Origin of the sequence: Leeia speluncae (assembly GCF_020564625.1) — a bacterium.
GTDB lineage: Bacteria > Pseudomonadota > Gammaproteobacteria > Burkholderiales > Leeiaceae > Leeia > Leeia speluncae.
On sequence record NZ_JAJBZT010000002.1, the window covers coordinates 569,030 to 594,725 of the forward strand.

Here is a 25,696-nt window from a genome sequence, read left to right on the forward strand (position 1 = left end):
ATGATTCACTCTGTGGCAAACACAGATTGGCAGTTGGCAAGCACCGCCCCGCTGTTAAGGCGTGGGCTGTGTAGCCTTGCTCAGCCATTGGTTTCGCAAACACAACGCGCTAGCCGCTTTGTGTTTGCCGAGCCAACCATTCAGCTCATTGTCTCTGGTCAGCTAGATCTAAGCACTGTTCATCACCACATAACAATGCCAGCGTCGGATGCGCTATTGTTTATTCAGCCACATACTTGTGCAGACATTGGCAATTTTCGATCTATCTTTTTAAGCATTTCCCATTCGGTGGTAGAGACATTGCCAAGAGGCTTCGCCAATACCCAAACAACCCAATCGATATCGAAATCTGACTCTCCATTTTCGACATTAGCGTTAGATGCCGATCTATCTAGCGCCTTGCAGTATGTAATTAGCGCGATTGAAGATAGCCAGATGAGTGAAGCTCGTTTAAGGCTGCGGCTACAAGATTTACTGATGGCACTTGCAGAAAAAGGCAATACCTTTCACAACGGTAACCCAGAGACTACCACCGCAAAACTACGTGCAATGATTAGCGAAGAACCTAGCAAACACTGGACCGCTCAATCCGCAGGCAAAGCCCTCGCGATGAGCCCTGCCACTTTACGCAGAAGACTAGCTGAAGAAAATACACGCTTCGAACATTTGCTAGTGGATATACGCATGCATCACGCCATGATGCTCTTCCAAACCACCAACTGGCACCTCTCCCGTATCGCTGAAGCGTGCGGCTATCGCTCTACCGTGCGATTTAATGAACGGTTTCAGGAGCGGTTTGGGGCGGTTGTTTAAATTAGGTCAGTCGCTTCTATAAACGCTAAAGAGTCTTTTACACGTTTCAAGACGGATACGGGTAACGTCGCTGATTGAAGCAGTGTTTGATAAGTGCTAGATAAATTGCTGTTTATTTTGACTGTTCCGTTACTGAGAAAAATGAACTTATTATCATCATACAATCGATGAAGATCGGCTCTTAACAGAATTCCATTGTCAATATTTTCATAGCCACCTTCTGAAACTGGGATAATATGGGCGGCCTCTAAAGCACTGGAAGTTGATTCCCCTGTTAATGCACAGCATTTATCAAGACAAATTAATGCCTTTCGAAAAGGACCCTGGTTTCTATTTGTGACATTCTTGGAGCTACGTGGGCGGTCATTATTAATTTGTTCATAGTACGTCCAATTTACAGTGCCATCGTAATCTGATGATTCAAAGCCATTCCAAGAAGCCTCGCCTTCATGGGCCCCTAGAGGGATGATAATTGTAGAAATTCCCCATTGCATATGCTCGTAGTCCATTTCAGCATTTGCACTTTGTTTATAAGTAATTTGTATTTCAATGGTATTATCTTCGAGTTTTTTAATTTTACTCTCGGTATTGTATCGAACAAAACTTGGTAAGTCGCCATTCGATACTTCCTCTCCAAACCATTCTTCGATTGTTGAAGTTACTTGAGTATCTACAGAAAACTTACTAAGGTCTATCGGCACATACTCTGTAGCATGTCTCCAATTTATGCGGATATAGTTTTTGAACATGTAGCCACCTGTTTTTAAATGAAATATAAATATATAGCTTCTTAAGCAGCAAAATTCGTTCCATCATTTCATGATCCAATCCGTTTTAGAATAATGTGCTTTATTTAAATCTAGCATTGGTTAGGGAAGGTTTTTTGAATGAAAGAAAGTGTTTCCAAAGTAAGTAACAACTGCTCAAATAACTACTTACTTTAGAAAAATTTTGCTACTAAGACGAAGAATCAATGCTAATTGAAATTGACCATTTCATCTTCAGAAAGTATTTGCTTCATTTCATGGTTTAAATTTCCAAAGACATGTACAGATTCATCTTGAACAACTATTCCTGCTATTTCTTTTGTGGATGGTGAAATAAAAAATGCTGATCTATTTGGTCCACAGAAATGAATTTGGCAAATGCTATATTTATAGAAGGTTAAATTATTAAATGTAAATTTTTTAGTGTCTGCCGATGGACCGGTTAGCAATTTTGAGAAGTTTCCTTTGCTGCTTACGCTATCAATTTCTTTTTTTAATTTAAAGGCAAGTGATTTATCACTCTTTAGCAAATAATCTAACTCCATGTATTTGTCTTCAGCAAATATTTTAAATGAGGATAGCATTAAAATAAAAAATAGAATTTTTTTCATAAGTTGTCCAGTAAAATCTTAAAATTATAATAATAGACAATTATTTTAAAATAGACAATTATTTTAAATTTTCAAAGTTTTTTAGATTCTTGGTAAGAAAGTATTTTACTAATTTAGTAATCCTAAAATCATGCCATATATCTATGAGTTCTAATCTCAAGGCAACTTATTGAGAGTTAAATTTTAGAACCCTATCGTCGCAATTTAGACGTACTTTGGACATCAGAAGGCATCATTCTTACGCTCTAGTAGTCAACTATTTCGCTTTTGTTTGTAAAAAATGCCTGCATTGTAAATACAAAGTTTGCTCTATTCCGCCCCTTGCTTGGATAACCTTTGTCTGCATAGATTTCACGGCATGTATTGCCAAGATGAAGTACTGCTTCAAAATGTTGTCCATCATGAACAACTTCTGTTCCCGTTTTGATCTTACAGATCAGGTTGCGACGCATCTCAATACTGAGCGCTACGAATAATGCAAGCAAGAAAGATGATTGAATATTCCCTTGACATTAAATCAATGACCTGCTTCCCTCTCCTTAAACACTTCCTTCGCCGCAAATAAGCCATTTAATGCGGCAGGAAACCCTGCATACACCGCCATTTGCATGATGATTTCGACGACTTCTTCTTGCGTGCAACCCACATTCAGCGCGCCATGAATATGCACTTTTAATTGCGGCGTGGCATTGCCTAGTGCGGTGAGGGCGGCGACAACGCCAATTTCTCTGGATTTTAGGTCTAATTGCGGGCGGGAGTAGATATCGCCAAACGGAAATTCAATCAGGTATTTTGCAAAGTCTGGTGCAATATCGGCGAGGGATTGAATCACCCGTTCCCCTGCTTGCCCATCAATTTCTTTTAGTTTGGCGAGGCCGCGATCGTATCTACTGCTGTGTGTGGTTTCTGCTGGTGCTGGTTTCATTTGCTGCTCTTCCTTTTACGTGCCGTTGGCTTAGCCAGCAAGTCTTGATAGGTTTGAATCTTCTGTTCCAAGACCTGGGCACAGGTAGAAAGCTCTGCGATTTTCCTGACCAACTGTTCGCGATGGAGCTCTAGCATCGTTAACCGTGGTTGCAAGGTGTCGTCTCCTGCTGCGCGGAGGACGGCATATTGCTTTATCTCTGATAGCGGCATGCCGGTTTGCTTTAGGCGTAAGACAAATTCTAGCCAGAGCAGATCTGCTTTGAGATAGCGTCGATGCCCGTTTGATCCTCTTTCCGCTGGCTTTAAAACCCCCTCTGCTTCATAGAAACGTAAGGTGTAGGCAGACACGCCACTTAAGCGAGATAACTCACCAATAGAGATAAAAATGTTGGTCATGTCTGTCATGTTAGAAGTTCGAGTGCACTCTAAGTCAAGCGGGTTGTTGAGGGCATATTTAGGCTGCTTTGATGCCGGCTTTTGCTAGATACTTTTCCTGCTCTTCTTTCGGCACCATGCTACCGCCGGTTGACCACGCTAGATGAGTAGCGTTGGCGAGTTGGGCTGGGCTAAAGCCATATTGTTGGTGGTAGCCACTGGCAGCGTTCACCAACTGAATACCCGGCAGCCCGGCGGTGGCAGAGGGTTCTACTAATAGATTTTCCGATTGGTAGAGTTGGCCGAGTAGATCAAATAGGTGCTCATCGCTCACGGTGTAGTAGCCATCAATCAGCTTTTCCATGGCGCGGCCGACAAAGCCGGAGGGGCGACCAACGGCGAGGCCATCGGCCGCGGTGAGGTTGTCGATGCCGATATCTTGTACCGCAATCTCGTCATGCAAACCGGTGTAGACACCCAGCAGCATGCACGGCGAATGGGTGGGTTCGGCAAATAGGCAATGCACATGGTCGCCAAAGATGAGCTTAAGGCCAAACGCGACACCGCCCGGTGCACCACCCACGCCGCAGGGCAGGTAAACAAATAGCGGATGGTTTTGATCGACAACGATGCCTTCGTTCTCAAACTGCCGTTGTAGCCGCAGCGCGGCGACGGCATAGCCAAGGAACAAGTCTTTGGAGTGTTCGTCATCTACAAAATGGCAATGCGGGTTGCCCGCCGCTTGTTTGCGGCCTTCTGCCACCGCCAAGCTGTAGTCGGATTCGTATTCCACTACCGTGACGCCATTGGCGCGTAGTTTGTCTTTCTTCCATTGCCGGGCATCTGCCGACATATGCACCGTGGTCTTAAAGCCTAGTTTGGCACTCATGATGCCAATGGATAATCCCAGATTCCCCGTAGAGCCCACCGCCACTTCGTATTGCGAGAACAGCGCTTTGGCCGTTGGCTCTGCCAATACGCGGTAATCCCCATTTAGCGTCAATAAACCGTGCTGAATCGCCAGTGTCTCGGCGTGTTTGAGCACTTCGTAAATCCCGCCGCGTGCTTTGATGGAGCCCGCTATGGGTAGTGCATGGTCTGCCTTTAGCCACAGCTGGCCATCTGGGGCGCCAATTGTGGCCTGCAGCGTGGCTAAGCGTAAGAGGGGGGATTCGATGATGCCTTGGCTGGTGCTGGTCTCTGGGAAGACGGTCATCAAATACGGGGCAAAACGCTGAAGACGATCACTCGCGTCGATGACATCGGCTAAGGTCAGACCAACCGCGGGTAGTGCTTCTTTACTCGGCACCACATCTGACCGAAACCAATGGGTTTCTTCGCAGGCGATTAGCGGGGTAAGTAGAGGATGACTTTGTTGCCAGTCTGCTAGCGGTTTACCGTTTAAGAGGGTCATGGTGGTGTGTGGGGATAAAAATAAAATGGTACTGCTTTTGCGGCGTTGTCGCAGGAAAATAGTTCGGTTATATTGTTAATATATTAATGATTTGATGGGGCGAGCAATGTATGCAGAAATTGCACAAGATTGTCTGGCGGCAATAGAGCCCCTATTGCCTTATCAGGCCGCGGCATTTTATCGGGTGTCTGCGCATTTTCAGCCATCAGATTATGTATTGCGCCATATGCGGCAAGATATGCATCAAGTGTACGAGGCGCAATTTCAGCAGATAGATCCACTGTTGCCATCTGAGGATGCTGTGCAGCATGCGGTGCTGACTTTGGAAGAGAGTTGCTGCCAGCCACCCCAAGCGGTTGCGAATTATCGGCAGGCTTTTTTGCAGCCGTTTGATATTGCCGATGTGGTGGAGGTATTTATCCAACCCACGCCAACGGCTTGTTTTGGCGTGTCTTTACTGCGCCAAATGGGGCAAGGGTGCTTTCAAGCAGATGACTTAGCCTTGTTGCACCGCTTATTGCCGCTGCTGTCGGTGGTGACAAAGCCTTTAATCCCCGCTGGCACAACGAACGTACTAGATTTACTCACGCCAAGAGAACTCGCCGTTGCCAAACTGATTGCGGGCGGGGCTAGTAACAAGGTGGTTGCTAATACACTGCAAATGAGTCTCCCTACCGTGAAAACCCATTTGCAGCATTTGTTTGACAAGCTGGGGGTCAATAACCGTACCGCACTGGCGCACCGGTTGTATCCGAGTTTGGTGGCGCACTAGGCATTGCCCATATTTATAACGCCGCTGTGCTTTCTGGCAAGGTCGCGCCACCATCTACTACGATGGTTTGGCCTGTGATATACGCGGCTTCATCAGAGGCGAGAAAGAACATTGCCCCTGCAATATCGGCAGGCATTCCGAGTCTACCTAATGGAATGAGCGCTTCTATTTTGGCGTTGTGTTCGGTGTCGCCCAAGTTTTCCATCGCGGGGGTGCGGATCATCCCCGGTTCTACGCCGTTGACGGTAATGCCCGCGTGGGCTAGCTCTAGTGCGGCAGAGCGGATAAACCCATTTACCCCTGCTTTGGAAGCCGCGTAGTGGGTTAAGCCCGGATACGCCACTCTTGGCCCAGTGACCGAAGAAGTAATGAGAATCCGCCCTTTTCCTTGTGCTTGCATGCAGGGGATGGCCGCTTGGCTTAGCCAAAACGGTGCGGCTAAATTCACTGCCAATGTTTGGGCAAGGATTGCCTCGCTAATGTCAGCCAATGGGGTAAGCGGAAAATAACCTGCGTTATGGATCAGTACATCTAATTTTCCATAAGCGTTGATGACGCTAGTAACCAACGCCTTGCACGCCGCGGGGCTGGCCAGATCAATCGGCATAGCAATCACCTCATGCCCTTGATCACACAAGGTGCGGGCAAGTGCTTCGGCCGTTGCCATTTGCCGGTCTGCAATGATGACGGTCTCTCGATGACTAGCAAAACGGCGAACGATACCTTCGCCAATTCCTTGTGCGCCGCCGGTGACAATCACCACCCTATTTGCATTGGCTGACATGATCGGCTCCTTAGCTGGCAATGGCGGGGTGAATGGTTTTATTTAGGGGTTGGGCAATGGCACCCACTGGGAAATTGGATAACTCACCAAAATCATTCCCGCGATAGCCAACAATTTTTCCATCGGTTTTAAGGCGCTGCAGATCTACCATCACCACACCAAGGGTCGGTACGATCTTTTCTTGCCAGACAAATAGATAGAGTAAATCGCTAACCTTGATGTAATGGCAGCGATCGACATCTGCCAAGCCTTTTTCCACGCCATCTAAACATTGCCATGCATAGAAGTGATCATTCAGATAGACGTGCTCATAGCGTTCGGTTTTGCTGTAGGTATACATCACACGCTGGCCAATTAACTCTTGGGTAAAAGTCGGTAATTGATCATCGTTGGTAAATGGGCGGTTAAAGGTCGCAAACGAAATCTGGGTGGTCACAGGGGTGAGGGGGAGGTTCTTTTCGACACGGCTAAACATATCGATGCGAGTTTCTGCTTCTGTTGGCAGTTGGCCTACTACCATCACGGCACTTTGCTGGTGCTGGTTGATGACTAGCGTGATGGTGCTGGCTGCTTGAATAGGCGAAATAAAGTCGAGAAAATAAATCCCATCCCGCAACGTGGTGGCGCGGTAAGGTGTGCTGACGGGTGCGGTAGTTTGGCTTGCTTGCCAGCTTAGCGTCTGGGTATTTTCAATTTGGATATGCTGGCTAGTGCCATCTGCAAAATGCAGGGTAAATTGCTGGCCAATCAGGGCGGCGGTATTCATTAAGATATTGCTATCTGGTGCAAAGCCATCTGCTAAATCGCCGACTTGAATAAAAATAGGATCTTGTGTGCTCATCTTGGTGCTCCGTGAATGGGTAAATTGGTAACTAGGTGTTACACGCTAGGGAGTTGGTCAAAGGCAATGGTGGGTACATCGACAATGGTCGATCCGCCATCTGCCACAATCGTGGCGCCTGTGATGATCGACGCTGCTGGCGAGCTAAGGAACCCGCTGATGGCTGCAATTTCTGCAGGGGTGGCAGGCCGTTTGAGCGGAGTGTCTTTGGTGACATATTGGTAAGCTTCGTCTAGCGAGTAACCAAAATGCTGCATGATGGGTTGCATTTCTTCGTCTGCCATTGGCGTCTTTACCCAGCCAGGGCAAATGGCGTTGGCTCTTACTCCATACGGGCCAAAGTCTTTGGCGACAGAGCGCATTAGCCCTATCACGGCGTGCTTAGTGGTGACATAGCTGCAGACGTCAGGCCCGGCGGCCAAAGAAGCGATAGAGGCAATGTAAACAATATTGCCTTGGCTTTGGCGTAAGAGTGGGATAGCCGCTTTGGTGCTAATAAATGCGGTGTTGAGGTTGCCGTTTAGGCTGGTTTGCCAATCCGCAAGGGATGTTTCTTCTGCATTGCCTAGCGTCATCACGCCGGCGCAGTTGACTAATACATCTAAACGTCCGTATCGGTCGTTGATGGTTTGTAACCATCCCGCCCAAGTCGATAAATCTGCCGCATCTCCAATCAGGGCTTCTGCCCCGGTGGCCTCGGTAATACGGGCAAGGGTAGACGCTCTTCTTCCTACCACAATGACTTGATCACCTAAATTGGCATGGTGCGCAGCAATGGCCGCGCCAATGCCGCTACCACCACCGGTAATTAACACCACTCTCTTTTCTGTTTGCATGTGTGTTTCCTAGGTAACTAGTCGATGCAATACAGTCTAGAAAGGTGTTCCGTCGTTGCCTATCAGCCAAATGGAGGATGGTTATTGCTGCCAAAACCAGAATGACTATTTATCTATCGGTAATTCTGTTTTTATATACCCATATAGCATATAATGTGCACTCTCAAGAAATAAGCAATTCAATCCCGTTAGATTTGACCAACTGGTTAAAAAATGGCTTTGCGTTTGTAATATTCGCTATTTATACTCGTTGCGATAAATATTTGACGATGGGATATACAAATGAAAATGAAATCGGTTCTAAGTAGCGTATTAATTGCAACTGGGTTGGTGTTAGCAGGTTGTGCAAACCAAGGGCAGCCAAAAGGCGTTACGGTGAATCAGACGAGTCGAGGCGTAGAAATTACCTCGATGGATTCTATTTTGTTTGATACCGGTAAGTTCGAGATCAATAGCGGCGGGACAGACTTTCTGGATCGCGTGGCCAACGTCTTGAAAACACGGACAAAAAAAGATGTGATGATTGAAGGCCATACCGATAACGTGGGTGGTGCAGATTACAACAAAGAACTGTCAGATTTGCGTGCGTTGTCTGTTGTGAAGGCCTTGATTGATCGTGGCGTGCCAAAGAGCCGCTTAAAAGCGATGGGTTATGGGGCGACCAAGCCAATTGCAGATAATGCAACGGAAAATGGCCGACGATTAAATCGCCGTACCAATATTATTATTTTGGATGAGAAAAAAGAAAATCTAGGAAATGATCCATTTTCTGATTTGCTTGGAAAAATTAAAGGCGCATTCCAATAAAACGCAGAATCGCCAACGCTGCATAGAAAGAAAAGAATGTCGAATTGCCCCGCATGTAATGTAGAGAATCCAGAAAAGGCAAAGTTTTGTAGAGATTGTGGCGTTTCGCTTGCCAGCGCAACCGCGCCTATCGCAGAAGACTGGACGTGCGCTCATTGCCAAAAAATCAATGCAGCGAATAAAAAGTTCTGCCCAGATTGCGGTACACCCAAAGGGGCAGCCGCAGCGGCAGCTTCGTCATCTGGAGAGGACGCTGTGGTGCTAGAGACGCCTGTGCAGCTAACTACTCCGCAGCCAATCCCTCCTCAAGAGGAGGTTACTGCAGCACCACTTCCGCCGGTGATGAAGGTGCCCGAAGCAGAACCAACGCTTCCGCCCCCCACATTTGTAGCGAAACCCAAACGCAAATTACCTGTGTGGTTTTGGTTAATGGGGGCGTTGTTTTTGGTGGTCGCAGCAATTGTGGCAGTGGTTTACAACAAAACGAGTAATCAAAAAGAAGCGCCTGCCTCACAAGCATTGGATGCAACAGAAGGCGTTGCGAGTCAGTTAGGGCAGCTAAATGGCGTGGTGGATAGTAGCCAGCAGCCGACTGCGCCAGCCGCCATCACGCCACCCGCGATAGAAAAGCCAGCTAGCAAGGAGGTTGCGCCGGTTGCCGCTGCCCCTGAGCAGCCAGTCGAAACCGTTGCTAGCAAAAAGACCGTTACCAAAATTACCAATACACGCTCGATTAGCGAAGGAGAGCCGGTGGGTAATGAAGACTCTAGCGACACGATAAAAACCCAAAATACGGTGATTAAAGAACGTACCAAAAATTCAGTGGATGAATTAAAAGCCATCAAAGAAAAAATGCTGCAAGACATTAAAAACTCTGGTGGTTAATCGACAGAAGATCGATCCACTAAAACCCTCCCAACTTAACTTTTAGGAAGTGTATGAAACTCTCCGAGCAACTTAGAAACGCCGGTGGTTTACTTGATGCAACCAGCGCCTTATCTAATTGGCGAGCAATGACGCTGCTAGCAGGTACATTCGTTTCTTCAACGCTTGTGCTGCTGGTGTTTATGGCCATGCATAATGGCTTTATGTCATTTATTGGTGGCCTACTCTTTATGGCCACCATGTTTTACGGTGCCAACGCGGTAGGTATCGCCTTGATGGATGCCGCAGCCGATTCGCCAAGATCGCTAATGGATACGGTCATGGCGTCTTTGTACTCTAGCCATCGCCTGATTGGTTTTGTGCTAGCGGCAGCGCTATTCATTATTGTGCTGCTGATTGTTACAGCAATTGCACTCTTTATTTGTAAGATTCCTGTGATTGGTACGGTGCTAACCATCGTGGTGGTGCCCGTTGCTGCATTAGTTGTTGGGATGTCTTTCTTTGCGCTGAATTTTGTCTTGTACCCGATGGCAGCCGCTGCGGTATGGAGTGGGCTCACCTTAAAAGAAGCGATTAGCCATGTCTTGGCGATTTGCCGTCAGAAGCTACTATCTGTCGTGATTCAAGAAGTGTTGCTGATGATGCTCGTTGGTCTGGTGTCTCTCTTTATCGGCTTCGTGATTTTCAATGGCCTATTCATTGTCGGCAGCATGGCAACCGGCATTTTGTCACCCGATGGCGCGATGGGTATGTTACGCATGGGTATGATGGGAATGGGCCGTTTCCATGGCGAGTATGGTGGTGGCTTTGGTGGCGGTTACGGCGGTGAGTACGGCGACGGCATGGGCGGCAATGGAAAAATGATCGCCATCATGATCGGTGCGGGTTTACTGATCGCCATTGGCATGATTATCCCTGGTTTGATTGCGATTCAAGGGTATTGTCAGATTTTCCTTTCTTCCTTGGTAGGGCTAGATGTAGCAGGTGCAAGTGCATTGCTAGATAAAAGCAGTGAAGCTATGCGCAAGAAACAAGAAGAAATCCGCCAAAAGATGGAAGAACAGCGTATTAAACGCCAGCAAATGGCAGAAACCAGACAAGCCGAAGCAGCCGCAAAAGCTGCCGCCTTAGCAACCGCTGCGACCGAAGTGGCAGAACCTACACAGCAACCGGCGTCTATTGTAGAAGAAGCCCCCGCTGATGTGATCGTGAAAACGGAAGACGCAGCAGAACTTGCAGCTGTCAAAGCAGCCGAGGAAGCGGCAGCAGCAGCCTTAGCCAAGGCAGAAGCAGAGAAACAAGAGGCAGAAAGACTAGCTGCGCTAAAAGCGGAAGAGGAGGCCAAAGAGGCGGCTCGTTTAGCTGAAGTGGCAAAGCGCGAAGAAGAAGCGCGTTTAGCAGCGGAAGTGCAAGCAGCTAAAGCTGCTGCAGAAGCCTTAGCCAAGGCCGACGCAGAGAAACAAGAGGCAGAAAGACTTGCTGCGCTAAAAGCGGAAGAGGAAGCCAAAGAGGCGGTTCGTTTAGCTGAAGTGGCAAAGCGTGAAGAAGAGGCGCGTATTGCGGCAGAAGCAGAGGCTGCTAAAGCCGCTGCAGAAGCCTTAGCCAAGGCCGAAGCAGAGAAGCAAGAGGCAGAAAGACTTGCTGCGCTAAAAGCGGAAGAGGAAGCCAAAGAAGCGGCTCGTTTAGCTGAAGTGGCAAAACGTGAAGAAGAGGCGCGTATTGCGGCTGAAGCAGAGGCAGCTAAAGCCGCTGCAGAAGCCTTAGCCAAGGCGGAGGCAGAAAAACAAGAGGCAGAAAGACTCGCTGCACTAAAAGCAGAAGAGGAAGCTGCCGCAGCAAAAGCCTTAACAGAATGCCCTGCTTGCCATACGCCACTAGAAGATAAGGATGCAAACTTCTGCGGTGAGTGCGGTCATCGTCTTAAATCGTGAGTAAAGCCAACCGCTATCAATCTTTGTAATTTCCCTACGTCAATTAGGGTTTTCCTTTAAAGGATTCCCTGATTGGACGAAATAGGAAAATAGGATCGGTGGTAAATTGGAATAGACGTGTTTAACAGCATTTTTTTGCATTTCTTTCTAACACCGACATAAATAAAAAAGGCCACTAAAAAGTGGCCTTTTTTATTGCGCTGCAAAAACTTGCTTAGCGAATTTCTAATTCTTCTGCAGATTTGCCTTCTTCCAACGCAGCAATGAACCATAATGGCTTACGGCCTTTACCAGTCCAAGTATCGGCTGGGTTGCTAGGGTTAGCATATTTAGCCACGCCGGTAGGTTTGAATTGGCCACCTTTTTTGCTAGCAATAGACAATAGGTCTTCTACAGAAACACCTAATTGTGCAGCACGTTGCTGAACCAGTTGAACCAATGCATTTGCTTCATTTGTTTTGCGAGAAGCAATTTCTTTATCGATGCTCAAACGAAGTTCGGTTAGTTGTTCTAGGGTCAGTTCATTCAACTGGATAGTCATTTAAGTGATTCCTGTAATAAATACATAGAAAAATTGTATATGAATCAAGTGTATAACAATACTGTAAAAAACTCCATCTCCAATATTGTCATATTCGTCAAATGACAGTGGGCTAGCTGACAAGAAAGAGACAGTCAGCAGATCAAATTGGAAGTAGATAACTACTAAACGCGATGGGTGAGACTTGGGTGGACAAGGCTAAAAGAAAGTGAGCAGATAAAATGTCGAATCCCAAATTAAATATCACCAGACAGCTATTTACCGATTGCGCTCTCGTAATTGGGGGGCAACAATCCAGCGCTAATCTGGATGATTACTGGTTAACAATGACCTGTCCAAATACTGCTTATCTTGAGGCGTGCGCTACAGCATCTGTCCAAATACCTTGTCAGATGAATGCTAAACGAAAGCCCTCTTCACCAATTTTTTACAAAAATAAAGTGATACTATTTTCCCAATTCAATAAAAAAATGTATACGATATCCTAGTGTAAATATGGTTAAAATTTAGTGCAGCCAAAGAATGGCAAATCAATAAAAATTGGAATACGTCGAATGAGTTTAGATAGCGTCAAACAATTCTTTCAATTAAAAGCACCGCATATTGAAGTAATGGAATTACCAGTGAGCTCGGCAACGGTCGAGATGGCGGCTAACGCATTATCGGTAGAACCTGCTCGCATTGCCAAAACCTTGGCGCTTAGGTTGGCCGACGAATTAGTGCTCTTGGTGACGAGGGGCGATGCACGGCTAGACAATAAGAAATACAAGGCCTTCTTTGGCGAAAAAGCCCGCATGTTGCCGTTAGAAGAGGTGGAATCGTTAACTTCTCACCCTATTGGTGGCGTGTGCCCGTTTGGTGTGCCAACGGGTTTACGGATTTGTTGTGATGTATCGATGCAGGTATTTGAAACCGTTTTTCCTGCGGCTGGCGCAATCAATGCGGCCGTTAAAATTCGCCCAGACGATATGGTGGATTTAACCGCTGCCGAATGGGTAGATGTTTGCAGCGTGCCTACTTAGTGTGCTAATGTCATTCCCATGAATACTTTTTCTTGCCCACCTATCTTTGTTCTAACAAGCTGGCTACTACTGAAGTAGCCGCGGTGGGCCTATGCCACTGCGGGAGTTCCGCACTGGCATGGTGAAATCCTTTCCTGCTTACTCCCGCAAACTTTCTGTTTAATGGGAGATTCCAAATGTCTGATGCCTCGCGACAGTTTCGCTCCGGTATGATCTTGGCCAGCGTGGCCGCGATCGGTTTTGCTTCAAAAGCCATATTTGTCAAATTAGCGTACCGCTATGGCGTAGATGCAATTACCTTACTGGGCTTGAGACTGTGCTATGCCACGGGGCTGGTTTGGTTAATCCGATGGTTGCGACCACGTAAAGCGCAAGTCGTATTAAACCGAAAAGACTGGTTCGGAATTGTCTGCTTGGGCTTTGCTGGTTATTACTTGTCTAGCTTGTTAGATTTCTTAGGCTTGCAAACGGTGAGTGCCAGTTTAGAGCGGATTATTCTGTACCTGATCCCCACGTTTACCGTGTGCTTAACCGCTATCTATACCCGCAAAATGGTTGCACCGGTGATCTGGTTAACTTTGTTGCTCACCTATGTGGGTATGTTGATTGTGATTGGGCCAGAGTTAGCGAGTGCGCATGGTGATTTGACTGGAATGTTGTTGATTGTGGGCAGTACGTTTAGTTATGCAGTGTACTTAACCTTGAGCCCCACCTTAATTAAACGAATTGGTGCGAGTAATTTTGCCGAGTGGATGATTACCGCGTCAGCCGTGATGATGACGGTACATTACGTGGTGAAGTTTCCGGTGTCACATGTGATTCAGTTGCCTTGGCAAGTGCATGTTTATGGATTGGCCATTGCCATCTTGGCAACGTGCATTCCGATTTATGCAATGTCTGCGGCAATTAGCACAATTGGGCCAGATAAGGTGGCGATTTTTGGCAGTATCGGCCCTGTGCTGACTATTATGATGAGCCTAAACTTGTTGGGTGAACACTTCACATGGATGCAATGGCTAGGAACTGCCATCGTGATATTTGGCGTCTCGTTAGTTGGAAAAATGGGCAAGCGCCAAGCTCGCCCAAGTTAATCATGTTGGTGAATTCGCTTAACGATACACATGCGGCATCGAGCTTGGCCCCATGAACATTTGCCGGAAGTAGTTTTGCACGGCGGTCATGGCTGGCGTAAATTCGATGCCCTTTTTCCATGCCAAACCAACCGCCATGGCAGGGACGGGGTCTTGTAGCAGCACGGTTTCGATCCGTTTCCCTTCTAAAGACCACGGGCGATAAACCATATCAGATAAAATCGCCACCCCGCCCCCATTGGCCACAATGCTTCGAACAGCCTCAACAGATGACGTCCTTAAGCGAATATCGGGTTGAAATGGCGTATTGTGCCAATAGCGTAAAGCGGTATAGGCGGCTTCATCCACGGTTAGCATAATGTAGGGTTCTTCTGCGATATCTGCCAAAGACACGCGGTCTTGCTTTAGAAAGCGATGCCCAGCAGGCACCCATACGCGACGCTGAGAGTTAATAAAGGTTTCCGAGGCAAGTTCCGGATTCACTAGGTTAGATGTGAGTACCACTGCTAAATCATAACGCCCCGTAATCAACCCTTCTTCAATGACTTCTCGATTGAGTTCAAATAGGTTGATGGTGACTTCCGGTAGTAGATTGGATAAGCGCTGCAAGTGGTGGGGAAAGAAATAGCCTAATACCGTGTAGGTAGCCGCAATTCTGAGCGTGCCCTGAATTTCTTCGTTCGCGTGCGAGAGTTTCATGGCTTCGCTAATACTATCGAGAATTTGCCTCGCTAATGGTAAAAAGCGCCTGCCGGATTCGGTTAGTACCATGCCGTGAGAGCTGCGCTGGAATAATTCTGTGCCGAGCAGTTGCTCTAATTCTTTGATGGCGGTGGTGACGGCAGATTGGGAAATACAGAGTTCTGCTGCCGCCATGGAGATCTGCCCCATCTCGGCAGTCGCTACAAAATACTTCACTTGTCGGAAACTGAGCGACACTTGTTGCACTCCTTTCGCACATTGCGACACTTAGAATAATTTTTAGTGATTTCTGATTTTCAGAAGTCACATATTCATTTTTTCGAATTTCCTACCCGCCTCCGTACTTCAAAAACCAATATCTGGGTGTTTGGTCAGTTATTGGCCTTAAATAGCGGATTTTGCCACCACATTATCTGATTTTCAGATAACACAATATATAAATATATAAGTTTTCAATAAATTGCAATCGGATTACGCTGTGTTGCATGAAAGTTGCTAGATAAGCATGCAAAGGGGACATGAATGAAACATCCACGGATAGACCTGAATTGCGATATGGGAGAAGGGTTCGGTATGTGGACCATTGGCGATGGGGTTGATGAAGAAATTATGCCAATGATTAGCTCGGCCAATATTGCGACAGGTTTTCACGCGGGCGATCCAAACATCATGCACCGGATTGTACGCTTGGCAAAAACGCATGGCGTTCGCATAGGCGCACACCCAGGATTTCGAGATTTAGTTGGCTTTGGCCGCCGCCGCATCATGGCACCAGCCGATGAGTTAGTGAACGACATGATCTATCAGTTAGGTGCGTTGCGTGAGTTTGCCAGACTAAATGGTTTGCGGATGCAGCACTTCAAACCGCACGGGGCGCTGTATATGCATGTCGCGGTCGACGAAGAATTGTCTCGCGCCATGATTCGCGCTTTGCAACAGTTAGAACCAACGTTACTACTGATGGTGATGGATAGTTCGATTACCTATCAGGTTGCGAAAGAAATGGGGCAACCGGTGGTAAGAGAGTTTTATGCGGACCGCGAATACGACAAAAGCGGCAGCATTGTGTTTACTCGCCGCGTGGGTCGGTTAGACCCGCAGCAAGTGGCACAAAAAGTATTAAAAGCATGTGTAGATGGTGTGGTGAGAACGATTGAGGGCGAAGAAATCGAGATTGGATTTGATTCGGTATGTATCCACAGTGATACACCCGGCGCGCTAGATATCGTCAAAACGACCCGCGCCTTACTCGATGAAACAGGGGTGCAAATTACGCCATGTTCGGAGTTCATCCACTAAGTAACCAAATTTGAATGATTTAAACAGTTGTTGTAGTTAATTTTTGCCAGGACTGGAGAGAGAAAATGGCTCAAATCACTATCTGTTCCCATCTACCGGGAACGTTTTACCGCAAGCCATCGCCTGACGCACCGAACTTCGTCGAAGAAGGACAAGCAATTACCCCCGGAACCGTCATTGGGCTTGTCGAAGTGATGAAAATGTATAGCGAAGTGGTGGCTGAAGAGGCCGGTACATTGGTCCGATTTGAAGTGGCTGCCGAAGCAACGGTAGAGCCGGGTGACGTTTTAGCGATCTTGGACGTGGAGTAAGCCAGATGCCTAAAGCGATCCGAAAAGTCTTAATTGCCAACCGGGGTGAAATTGCGGTGCGGGTGATCCGTGCAGCAAAAGAGCTAGGCATTCAAACCGCTGTCGTTTGCAGTGAAGCAGATATAGATAGCCTCGCTGTCAAACTCGCCGATGAACATGTCGTCATTGGCCCTGCACAAGCAGCGAAAAGCTATCTGGATAAAGAAAAAGTATTAGCCGCGGCTACACAAGTAGGCGCAGATGCTGTCCACCCGGGTTATGGGTTTTTATCTGAAAATGCGGGCTTTGCTGACGCCTGTAACGCGGCGGGGATTATCTTTGTTGGGCCATCTGCCCATGCGATTCGCACCATGGGAGATAAGGCGGCGGCTCGTACAGCGGCAATGGCTGCTGGCGTACCGGTAGTTCCGGGCAGTGATGGCGAAGTCTCTACCCTAGAGTCTGCCATTGAAGCCGCTAATCTAATTGGCTACCCAGTCATGATTAAGGCCGCAGCGGGTGGCGGCGGTAGAGGCATTCGCATTGCAAAAGACGAAGCCGAACTATGTCAGCAATACCGTGTTGCCGTGGCAGAAGCAACGTCAGCATTTGGAAACGGGGCGGTGTATCTAGAACGCTTTATTGCCAGCGCTCGCCATATTGAAGTGCAGATTTTGGGTGATGGGGAATCTGTCGTGCATTTATTCGAGCGCGATTGTTCTATTCAGCGTCGTCGCCAAAAAATCTTTGAAGAAGCCGGTTCGCCTGTATTACCCGATGCAACTCGCCAAGCCTTGTGTGAATCCGCAGTGAAACTGGCCAAAGCGGTGAAATACAGTGGAGCGGGCACGTTGGAGTATCTCTTAGATAGTGCTTCAGGCGAATTCTTCTTTATCGAGATGAATACCCGTATTCAGGTAGAGCACCCCATCACCGAGATGATTACCGGGGTGGATTTACTCAAAGCCATGCTCAAAATTGCCGGTGGCGAGCCACTCCCTTATCAGCAGTCTGACATTGTTCGCCGTGGTCATGCGATTGAAGTGCGGATTAACGCAGAAGACCCAGACAAACAGTTTATGCCTTGCCCGGGTGTGGTTGGCCAATTGGTGTGGCCACAAGGCCCTGGGGTGCGTATCGATACCCTTTTGCAAGCGCAATACAAAATTCCTGCTTATTACGACTCTTTATTAGCCAAGTTAATTGTCTGGGATGAAAACCGCCCTGCTGCCTTGGCGAGACTAAAACGATGTTTAGAAGAGCTGTCGATCGAAGGGGTAAAAACCACTCAACCGCTCTTCTTGCGTTTGCTAGCAACAGAGGCTGTGCAATCTGGCCAGTACGATACCAATTGGCTAGAGCGTTGGATGGCTGAGGCTAGTGCTGTTGTAAAACCGGACGTGTTGCCTACGGGGAGAGCCGCATGAGTACCGAAAACTGCCGATACACCTTTGGGGGTGACGAGCATTTGTTTGTTGAGATTGATGAGGCAATGTCACTACCTGCCTTCTTCAAATCGATGGCCATGACGAGCAAATTAAAAGCGAAATCCCTACCGGGGATTAAAGAAATTTGCCCGGCAAATGCTTCGTTCCAAGTGAAGTTTGATCCTTTTCAGGTGCATCCTGAAGCCTTGCTGGCTTTGATGAAGTCGATTGAAGAAGAGGTTGGGCAATCGGACGGTAACGAACTTCAGACGCGGATTATTGAGATTCCGGTGTTGTATAACGACCCGTGGACCAATGAAACCCAACTACGGTTTCGTGAGCGCCATCAAGACCCGAAATCAACCGATTTATCCTACGCCGCACGAATCAATGGCTATACATCCGTAGACGAATTCATTAACGCCCATGCGGGTTCGCCTTGGTTTGTTTCTATGGTGGGGTTTGTGGCGGGCTTGCCGTTTATGTACCAAATGGTCGAGCGGGAAAAGCAAATCCAAGTGCCTAAATACCTGCGCCCAAGAACCGACACACCGAAGTTAACCATTGGGCACGGCGGTTGCTTTGGCTGCATTTACTCTGTTCGCGGGGCGGGTGGGTATCAAATGTTTGGTGTGACACCGGCGCCGATTTTTGATCATGCCCAGCGACAACCCTATCTACAAGACTTTATGTGCTTCTTCCAACCGGGGGATATCGTCAAATTCAAAGCGATTGAGATGGCGGAATATGAAGCCGCCGTTGCTCAGGCAGACGCTGGCCAATTGCAGCTCCGGATTCGTCCGGTGAGCTTTTCGATGGCCGAATTTGAAAAAGACCCAGCGGCTTACAACCGCTCACTGATTGAGGTGCTATATGGCGATTAATGTACTAAAACCCGGTTTGGCATCTTCTATTCAGGATGCGGGCAGAAGCGGTTACTACCATCTGGGTATTCCTCCTTCTGGTGCGCTAGACCAATTTGCGTTTCAAGCGGCGAACTTGCTGGTGGGGAACGACCCGCTTGCCGCCGTGCTAGAAATTACCCTGATGGGGCCAGAACTAGAGTTCACCGAAGACGTACTAGTGGCGGTGACGGGCGCAGTGATGCATCCCAAGGTAAACGGTGTGCCTTTCCCGTTGTACGAATCATTTTTGGTTCGTTCTGGTGAAAAACTAACCTTTGACTATGTAAAGCGTGGTGCAAGAGCTTACGTAGCAGTGGCGGGCGGCTTTGCGGTGCCTGAAATCTTAGGTAGCCGCTCTACTTATGGCTTGGGCGCGTTTGGTGGCTATGAAGGACGACGCTTACAAGCAGGCGATGCACTATCGCACGGTGTGGCAACTAGCAAGGCGAAACAAGGCACCAAATTACCGGCATCTATGCAAGAAGAACTCAGCAAACAAGTGACCTTACGGGTGATGCCCGGTTTGTACGATCACCGCGTGAAACCCGAATCACTCGCCACATTTTTTGCCGATGCGTGGACCGTTGCCCCAGAAGCCGACCGAATTGGTTACCGGTTAAAAGGCGGCAAGCCGCTGGATTTTGTTGAGCGTACCCCGCCATTTGGCGCGGGTTCTGACCCTTCCAATATTGTGGATGCATGTTACCCGATTGGGTCGATTCAAGTGCCATCAGGGCAAGAACCCATCATCTTGTTAAGAGATGCGGTATCGGGTGGTGGCTACATGATGGTGGGCGCCGTGATCTCAGCCGACTTAGATCTGATTGGGCAAATGCAACCAGGGTATCAATGCCAGTTTGAGATTGTCAGCATGGAAGAAGCCTTGGCGGCTAGGAAAACCTATCAGGAAAAGTTTCAGCGACTTTACGCCGCATTTGAATGAGTTTGATCTGTTTGTAGCAAGTGGTATGGGGGATTCCCCCGCAATGTCCTCACGTCATTAAGGAGAGAATGATGAATCTGCAACAACGTTTTCAAACCAGCGCCGTCGTGCTGGCCGGGTTATTCGCTGGTGTCTCGGCGAGTGCCGCCAACTGGTTCCCTTACATGGTGGGTTCTACCGAACCTGCATTTTCTAATGCGCCGCCAAAGAATGTGTCTTATACCCCGTTACCAAAGGCCTCTAAAAAGTGGAATGTCTGCGTGTCATTCCCGCATATGAAAGATGCCTACTGGCTAGGGGTTGATTATGGTGTCACAGAAGAAGCCAAGCGTGCAGGCGTGAAACTTCAGTTAGTAGAAGCCGGTGGTTATACCAATTTGGGTAAGCAGATTTCTCAAATTGAAGATTGCGTGGCAGCCGGGGCAAATGCGGTGATTATTGGCGGAATTTCTGCTGATGGTCTGAATAACCTGATTAAGAGTGTTAGTGCAAAGAAAATCCCTGTGATTGACTTGGTAAACGGCATTAACTCACCAGATATCTCGGCAAAATCACTCGTCTCTTTCTACACCATGGGCTATTCAACCGGTGAATACCTAGCGAAAAAACATCCAAAAGGTACGCCTGCCGTCAAAGTAGGTTGGTTCCCAGGCCCTGCTGGTGCAGGTTGGGTAGAGGCTGCACACAAAGGCTTTATGGAGGCAACGAAAAATAGCGCCCTAAAAGTACTCGATCCAAAATACGGCGATACCGGTAAAGAAGCGCAATCAAAACTGGTTGAAGACGTCCTACAAGCGAACCCTGATATCAAATACATTGCGGGTACAGCAGTGACTGCAGAAGCCGCCCAAGGGATTGTGAAATCTCGCAACCTAGCGGGCAAAGTACAATTGCTTTCTTTCTACATCACCCCTGGTGTGTACGATGGCATTAAGCAAGGCCAAATTATGGCCTCACCTGCTGATTCGATGGTGATCCAAGGCCGAATTGCGGTTGACCAAGCGGTACGCTTATTAGAAGGCAAGCCAGTGTTAAAACACGTAGGCCCTAAAATCTTCGTTGTTGATCAGAAGAACATTGGCAAAATTGTGAAAGACACGATCTTGCCACCAGATAGTTTCTCTCCCGTCTTTAACGTCAACTAAGCCATCACGCTGTTAAACAGGTGACAGGGTGGCTATCGCTTAGGTAGCCACCTAGGGCAGACTTTTGCTTGGAAAACGATCAATGGACGACATCTTACTCGAGGTAACTGGGCTAGGTAAGCAATACCCAGGGGTCAAAGCGCTAGATGATGTCTCGCTTTGCCTGCATAAAGGCGAGGTCTTGGCCTTGTTTGGTGAGAATGGCGCAGGAAAATCTACGCTGATTTCGATTATTGCCGGTGCGCAGACACCATCAGAAGGCAAGCTAACGTTACTCGGAAATGATTGCCAGTTTCAAACGGTACTAGAGGCCAGAAAACACGGCATTAGTGCGGTGTTTCAAGAGTTCTCTTTAGTGCCTTCCTTAACGGTGGCAGAAAACCTCTTTTTAGGCGAAGAACCTACCCGCTTTGGGCTGGTGAATCAATCTGCCATCCAGCAGCAAGCCAAACAGCTACTAGCGCAGTTGGGGTTTGATATTCCACTTTCTGCCAAAGTGGGTAGCTTAGGCCGTGCACATCAACAAATGGTTGAAATTGCCAAGGCGTTTCGCCACCCGGTGAAGCTGCTGATTCTAGACGAACCGACGGCTTCTTTATCTGATAAAGAAACTAGACAGTTATTTGCCTTTGTCGAACGCCTGAAAAAAGAAGGCGTAGGGATTCTCTATATCACCCACCGGATGCAAGAAATCCGCGCGATTGCCGATCGTGTGGCGGTGTTACGAGATGGCAAACACATTGGCACAGTCGATGCCAAAGTAACCGCAGAAGAGCGGCTAATTGAAATGATGGCCGGCCGAGCGATTGACAACATCTACCCCAAAATTGCCGCCAATCCAAAAGAAGTGCTGCTAGCGATTCAACACGTATCCACGCTTTCAGGGGTAAAAGACGCCAGTATCACCGTTCGGCGAGGTGAAGTAGTTGGCTTGGCTGGGCTTGTGGGGTGTGGCAAGTCAGAGCTGCTGCGAGCCGCGTTCGGGATTGATAAGGTCACGCAGGGAGAGGTGCTGTTTAAAGGGCGATCCATTAAAAACCACCACCCATCTTCGATGTGGAAATCCGGGTTCTTTTACCTCCCGCCGGATCGTCGTGCGGAAGGTTTGTTTCTGAGCTTTAGCTCTCGCTCGAATATAACCATACCAGCGCTAAGGCACGATAAGCACCGTTCTCGCTTAGGTGGATTGTCGCCCAGACGCGAATTAGGAACCGCGAAGTCATTAGCCAAACGCGTGGAATTGCACGATCGAAACCTACACAAAGCAGTCGGTTTATTGTCGGGCGGCAACCAGCAAAAAGCCTTGTTTGCCCGTGGTTTATCTACTGACATTGATCTCTATGTGTTTGATGAACCCACTGTTGGGGTCGATGTTGGTACTCGAAGCGCACTTTACGAATTAATCCGTGAATTGTGTGAATCGGGGGCTGCTGTGGTGGTGATTTCATCTGATCTACCCGAAGTCATGCATCTTTCTCATCGCTTATACGTGATGTCTCACGGGCGAGTGGTGTCAGAGCTAGCAGGGGAGCAATTAACCGAATCCAATGTGTTGCAACACTTTTTTGACAAAGAAGAGGCCTTGTCATGAACGAATCTACTGTCAACAAACCCACTGCGATGCCGTGGGTCATTTCTGGGCCAAAAACACTGTTTCGCTGGGGGTTAAAAATTGGGGTATTGCCCATTTTCCTTGGCCTAGCGCTGATTGTCTTTGGCAGTTTGTCCGATCAATTTTTAACGGTACAAAACTTTATCAACCTACTTCGCCAATCGGTGTACCTCATCTTGGTGTCGCTCGGACAAATGCTGGTCTTAATTAGTGGCGGCTTTGATTTATCGGTCGGCACCGTCTTGGCGATTACTTCTGTGGTGTCCTCAATGACCATGAGTTATCTCAGCCATCAAGGATTTTCGCCAGAATGGGTGATTGCGCTTGGTTGTTTAGCGGGGCTAGTGTCAGCGTTTGTCGTGGGTAGCCTAAATGGTATGGGCGTCTCTCTCTTTAAAGTCTCGCCATTTATTATGACCATGGGCGTGCAATCCATCGGCTTTGGTTTTGCCTTGTACTTGACTGGCGGCGTACCGGTTTCTGGTTTGCCGAGCGAGTTTGGCGATGTCTTTGGCTTTGGCGACATTTTTGGCATGCCAGCACCCGTCTTTATTTGTGTAGTGGGCGCGGTATTGGTTTGGCTACTAATGGAGAGAACCGCTGCTGGCCGCCATTTACACGCCGTAGGGGGCAATGCGCGAGCAGCAGAGCTATCGGGTATTCGCTCTGGCCGTATGTTAATGATGGCGTATGTGCTGTGCGCGGGGTTAGCTGCGATTGCGGGTTTGTTGCTCACCGCCAGAACCGGCAGTGGCGAGGCAAATATTGGCGGTACAGTGGCGTTAGAATCGATTGCCGCCTGCGTGATTGGTGGCGTGAGCTTACGTGGCGGCATTGGCAAAACCATTAATGTGGTGCTGGGCGCCATCTTTATTGTGCTGGTACAAAACGGCATGAACATTGCCAATATTGGTTCTTACCTGCAAATGGTGGTGCTAGGTGGCTTGCTGATTATCGCCGTGATTACCGACCAACTTCGTCAAAAGTATCTGGTATAAATGGAAAGTGGCTAGCATTTGCTAGCCACTTCTTCAGGTTAGTAGGCCAAGCCCGGAATGGGGTAGTCTTTTAACCGATACCACGCCATACCCGCTGCTTGTAGCGGTACCCGCATCAGGTTGCCGCCGGGAAAGGCCGGGTTGTTTAATTGCATAAAATACTGAAGTAGGCGGTCATTCCCTAGTATTGCATCCGCAATCACTTTGCCTGCCAAACTGGTTGGGATCACCCCGTGGCCAGAGAAACCTTGTGCCCAGTATTTGTCTCCCTCTTTGCCAATATCGGGTGTGCGATGAACGCTAATATCAATGTGCCCACCCCAAGCATGGCTAATTTTTACCGCTTTTAATTGTGGAAACACACGTATCATGTCTTGTCGCATACCTTCTGTGAGGTTCGACGGTGTTTTACCAGAATAAGTACATTTACCACCAAATAGCAGCCGGTTGTCTTCTGATAAGCGAAAATAATCGAGAATAAACTGGTTGTCAGACACGGCCGCCTGATTGGGGAGTAATTGTTGCGCAAGTGCGGTGGGAAGCGGTTCGGTCGCGATCATATACGTGCCCACTGGCAAGATGCGGGCGGATAATTGCGTGTCTAGTCGGTCGATATACGCATTTGTTGCCAGTACAAGCTTTCGGCAACGGATTTGCCCTTTTTCAGTGTTCACCAGATAACCATCCCCCATTTTTTGGTAACGGATTGCCTTGGTGTTTTCGTAGAGCGATACACCTAGACCTTCTACCACCTTGGCTAGTCCTAGTATGTATTTCAAAGGGTTAAGATGCCCGCCTTCTTTATCGTACAGACCTGCAACATAGCGCGGCGAATCGACATAATTTGGTAGGTCTTTGCGTGGAATAAAAGCGAGATGATCGTAACCCCACGCGGTTGCCGCTTCTTCTTGCCAATCAGATAATAAGCGGATGCGTTGCCATAAAACAGATGTCCATAAATGGCCATCTGTTAGCGCGCAATCAATCTGATGGGTGTGAATCAGGTGGCGGATAAACTGCCCTGCCTCTCTTAGCGCATCCCAAATTTCGCGGGCTTTTTCTTTGCCTAGTGCCGCTTCAATTGGCGGCATATCGGATGAAAACCCTAGAATCAGCTGCCCGCCATTACGCCCACTCGCCGCCCAGCCAATACGACTTGCCTCAATTAAACTGACCTTCACCCCTGCTGTTGCAAGGTGGTAGGCGGTATATAAGCCAGTAAAACCACCGCCGACAATTAGCACCTCTGTGTCCAGATCGCTTGCTAAGGCAGGGCGGGTAGCTGGTGCGGGCTGCACACTATCTGCGTACCAGCTCTTTGGGTATTTGGTATCAGAAGCAAACATCTTATTCCCCTTTATTGCTCTGGGTGCTGTAAGCCCAGACGACTTGGGTGGGCGTGTTGCCAGGGTTGCTGTAGAGGTGGGGCTGGTTACTTGGGTAGCAGAAACTATCCCCTGCATTTAGCAAATGGACGACACCATTAATGGTTAGCTGTAGCTGCCCGGTTAGCACCATGCCTGCTTCATCGCCTCCGTGCGCAAAGGGTTGGCTGCCAGAGTGTGCACCCGGGGCAAATGTAGTCAAAATCAGCTGCACAGAACTACCAAACCCGGGCGAGAGCAATGCATCGGTCACGCCATCGGCGTATTGCAACAGTGGGCGGTTAGCTTCCCGACGGACAACGCCTTGCTCTTCTTCTGCGCCTTGCTGAAAAAACACGCTAAACGGCACGCCAAGCGCGGTGGCGATTCGACTAAGGTCGGTGACCGAGGCTTGTGATTTTCCCCGTTCTAGCTGAGAAAGAAAGCCAAGCGAGCGGCCGGTAATTTGCTGCAAATCGGTGAGTGATATCTTACGCAGCTTGCGTAATTCTCGAATTTGCTGGCCTAGCCATACAGGGTTTTCAGTGAATGCAACGGCTTGAGACATGCCTTTTCTCGCTTACTTAATGATGC

General features: G+C 48.2%; 27 protein-coding genes. 15 read left to right on the forward strand and 12 right to left on the reverse strand.

Translation table 11 applies throughout. The features are described 5' to 3' along the window. Window positions 1-813, forward strand: a complete 813-nt coding sequence (locus LIN78_RS05745) for a helix-turn-helix transcriptional regulator (RefSeq protein WP_227179416.1) — start codon at window positions 1-3, stop codon at window positions 811-813. Here LIN78_RS05745 and LIN78_RS05750 read toward each other — a convergent pair. The 5 genes from LIN78_RS05750 to dsdA all read right to left on the reverse strand — a co-directional run bounded on the left by LIN78_RS05750 (window position 810) and on the right by dsdA (window position 4,907). Continuing rightward, on the reverse strand, window positions 810-1,562 hold the full coding sequence (locus tag LIN78_RS05750; protein WP_227179418.1) for an HNH endonuclease signature motif containing protein: 753 nt from the start codon (window positions 1,560-1,562) through the stop codon (window positions 810-812). The genes LIN78_RS05745 and LIN78_RS05750 overlap by 4 nt on opposite strands. Before the next feature lie 227 nt (window positions 1,563-1,789). Next, on the reverse strand, window positions 1,790-2,191 hold the full coding sequence (locus tag LIN78_RS05755) for a hypothetical protein (protein ID WP_227179420.1): 402 nt from the start codon (window positions 2,189-2,191) through the stop codon (window positions 1,790-1,792). A gap of 517 nt (window positions 2,192-2,708) precedes the next feature. Continuing rightward, window positions 2,709-3,116 (reverse strand): carboxymuconolactone decarboxylase family protein, encoded by a 408-nt coding sequence (locus LIN78_RS05760; RefSeq protein WP_227179421.1) that lies wholly within the window; start codon window positions 3,114-3,116, stop codon window positions 2,709-2,711. Then, window positions 3,113-3,514: a MerR family transcriptional regulator gene (locus LIN78_RS05765; protein ID WP_227179423.1), complete on the reverse strand. Its 402-nt coding sequence runs from the start codon at window positions 3,512-3,514 to the stop codon at window positions 3,113-3,115. The genes LIN78_RS05760 and LIN78_RS05765 overlap by 4 nt, the downstream gene beginning before the upstream one ends. A gap of 58 nt (window positions 3,515-3,572) precedes the next feature. Then, entirely contained in the window at window positions 3,573-4,907 is a 1,335-nt protein-coding gene (dsdA, locus tag LIN78_RS05770; protein WP_227179425.1) for a D-serine ammonia-lyase, read from the reverse strand. 106 nt (window positions 4,908-5,013) lie between these two features. On the opposite strand from dsdA, the gene LIN78_RS05775 reads away from it, so the two are divergent. After that, window positions 5,014-5,679, forward strand: coding sequence for a response regulator transcription factor (locus LIN78_RS05775; RefSeq protein ID WP_227179427.1), 666 nt, complete (start codon window positions 5,014-5,016; stop codon window positions 5,677-5,679). Between the two features lie 13 nt (window positions 5,680-5,692). Here LIN78_RS05775 and LIN78_RS05780 read toward each other — a convergent pair whose 3' ends face one another. The 3 genes from LIN78_RS05780 to LIN78_RS05790 are packed head-to-tail and all read right to left on the reverse strand — an operon-like array spanning window position 5,693 to window position 8,140. Then, window positions 5,693-6,463, reverse strand: a complete 771-nt coding sequence (locus tag LIN78_RS05780; RefSeq protein ID WP_227179429.1) for an SDR family oxidoreductase — start codon at window positions 6,461-6,463, stop codon at window positions 5,693-5,695. Window positions 6,464-6,473: 10 nt separating this feature from the next. Beyond that, entirely contained in the window at window positions 6,474-7,304 is an 831-nt protein-coding gene (locus LIN78_RS05785; RefSeq protein ID WP_227179430.1) for a MoaF C-terminal domain-containing protein, read from the reverse strand. Between the two features lie 38 nt (window positions 7,305-7,342). Beyond that, on the reverse strand, window positions 7,343-8,140 hold the full coding sequence (locus tag LIN78_RS05790) for an SDR family NAD(P)-dependent oxidoreductase (protein WP_227179432.1): 798 nt from the start codon (window positions 8,138-8,140) through the stop codon (window positions 7,343-7,345). A 282-nt stretch (window positions 8,141-8,422) separates the two neighbouring features. On the opposite strand from LIN78_RS05790, the gene LIN78_RS05795 reads away from it, so the two are divergent. From LIN78_RS05795 to LIN78_RS05805, 3 genes are read left to right on the forward strand one after another with little or no spacing between them, the layout of a single operon-like run. Next, on the forward strand, window positions 8,423-8,947 hold the full coding sequence (locus LIN78_RS05795) for an OmpA family protein (protein ID WP_227179435.1): 525 nt from the start codon (window positions 8,423-8,425) through the stop codon (window positions 8,945-8,947). Between the two features lie 36 nt (window positions 8,948-8,983). Continuing rightward, window positions 8,984-9,832, forward strand: coding sequence for a zinc ribbon domain-containing protein (locus LIN78_RS05800; RefSeq protein ID WP_227179437.1), 849 nt, complete (start codon window positions 8,984-8,986; stop codon window positions 9,830-9,832). A gap of 53 nt (window positions 9,833-9,885) precedes the next feature. Further along, window positions 9,886-11,763 (forward strand): zinc ribbon domain-containing protein, encoded by a 1,878-nt coding sequence (locus tag LIN78_RS05805; RefSeq protein WP_227179439.1) that lies wholly within the window; start codon window positions 9,886-9,888, stop codon window positions 11,761-11,763. A gap of 214 nt (window positions 11,764-11,977) precedes the next feature. Here LIN78_RS05805 and LIN78_RS05810 read toward each other — a convergent pair whose 3' ends face one another. Then, entirely contained in the window at window positions 11,978-12,304 is a 327-nt protein-coding gene (locus tag LIN78_RS05810) for an H-NS histone family protein (protein ID WP_227179442.1), read from the reverse strand. Between the two features lie 554 nt (window positions 12,305-12,858). On the opposite strand from LIN78_RS05810, the gene LIN78_RS05815 reads away from it, so the two are divergent. Both LIN78_RS05815 and LIN78_RS05820 read left to right on the forward strand, forming a co-directional pair. Then, complete coding sequence (locus tag LIN78_RS05815; RefSeq protein ID WP_227179444.1) at window positions 12,859-13,326, forward strand: YbaK/EbsC family protein; 468 nt, start codon at window positions 12,859-12,861, stop codon at window positions 13,324-13,326. Between the two features lie 176 nt (window positions 13,327-13,502). Further along, entirely contained in the window at window positions 13,503-14,417 is a 915-nt protein-coding gene (locus LIN78_RS05820; RefSeq protein ID WP_227179446.1) for a DMT family transporter, read from the forward strand. Between the two features lie 18 nt (window positions 14,418-14,435). Here the strand turns inward: LIN78_RS05820 and LIN78_RS05825 are convergent, their stop codons facing one another. Continuing rightward, window positions 14,436-15,356, reverse strand: a complete 921-nt coding sequence (locus LIN78_RS05825) for a LysR family transcriptional regulator (protein WP_227179448.1) — start codon at window positions 15,354-15,356, stop codon at window positions 14,436-14,438. A gap of 285 nt (window positions 15,357-15,641) precedes the next feature. Here LIN78_RS05825 and LIN78_RS05830 point away from each other — a divergent pair, with 285 nt between their 5' ends. The 8 genes from LIN78_RS05830 (at window position 15,642) to LIN78_RS05865 (ending at window position 23,738) form a co-directional block, all read left to right on the forward strand. Continuing rightward, entirely contained in the window at window positions 15,642-16,418 is a 777-nt protein-coding gene (locus tag LIN78_RS05830; RefSeq protein ID WP_227179450.1) for a 5-oxoprolinase subunit PxpA, read from the forward strand. A 65-nt stretch (window positions 16,419-16,483) separates the two neighbouring features. Then, window positions 16,484-16,729 carry an acetyl-CoA carboxylase gene (locus LIN78_RS05835; RefSeq protein WP_227179452.1) on the forward strand — a complete coding sequence of 82 codons (246 nt, stop codon included), beginning with the start codon at window positions 16,484-16,486 and terminating at the stop codon, window positions 16,727-16,729. Between the two features lie 5 nt (window positions 16,730-16,734). Further along, entirely contained in the window at window positions 16,735-18,135 is a 1,401-nt protein-coding gene (locus LIN78_RS05840; RefSeq protein ID WP_227179453.1) for an acetyl-CoA carboxylase biotin carboxylase subunit, read from the forward strand. Further along, window positions 18,132-19,019, forward strand: a complete 888-nt coding sequence (locus tag LIN78_RS05845) for a 5-oxoprolinase subunit B family protein (protein WP_227179455.1) — start codon at window positions 18,132-18,134, stop codon at window positions 19,017-19,019. The genes LIN78_RS05840 and LIN78_RS05845 overlap by 4 nt, the downstream gene beginning before the upstream one ends. Then, entirely contained in the window at window positions 19,009-19,983 is a 975-nt protein-coding gene (locus LIN78_RS05850) for a 5-oxoprolinase subunit C family protein (RefSeq protein WP_227179457.1), read from the forward strand. Before LIN78_RS05845 ends, LIN78_RS05850 begins: the two co-directional genes overlap by 11 nt. 71 nt (window positions 19,984-20,054) lie before the next feature. Further along, a complete protein-coding gene (torT, locus tag LIN78_RS05855; RefSeq protein WP_227179458.1) occupies window positions 20,055-21,128 on the forward strand; it encodes a TMAO reductase system periplasmic protein TorT in 1,074 nt (357 codons plus the stop codon). A gap of 82 nt (window positions 21,129-21,210) precedes the next feature. Beyond that, complete coding sequence (locus LIN78_RS05860; RefSeq protein WP_227179459.1) at window positions 21,211-22,719, forward strand: sugar ABC transporter ATP-binding protein; 1,509 nt, start codon at window positions 21,211-21,213, stop codon at window positions 22,717-22,719. Further along, window positions 22,716-23,738, forward strand: coding sequence for an ABC transporter permease (locus LIN78_RS05865; protein WP_227179460.1), 1,023 nt, complete (start codon window positions 22,716-22,718; stop codon window positions 23,736-23,738). Before LIN78_RS05860 ends, LIN78_RS05865 begins: the two co-directional genes overlap by 4 nt. 38 nt (window positions 23,739-23,776) lie before the next feature. Here LIN78_RS05865 and LIN78_RS05870 read toward each other — a convergent pair whose 3' ends face one another. Then, window positions 23,777-25,084 (reverse strand): NAD(P)/FAD-dependent oxidoreductase, encoded by a 1,308-nt coding sequence (locus LIN78_RS05870; RefSeq protein ID WP_227179461.1) that lies wholly within the window; start codon window positions 25,082-25,084, stop codon window positions 23,777-23,779. A 1-nt stretch (window position 25,085) separates the two neighbouring features. After that, window positions 25,086-25,670, reverse strand: a complete 585-nt coding sequence (locus tag LIN78_RS05875) for a helix-turn-helix domain-containing protein (protein WP_227179462.1) — start codon at window positions 25,668-25,670, stop codon at window positions 25,086-25,088. Window positions 25,671-25,696: the final 26 nt, after the last annotated feature.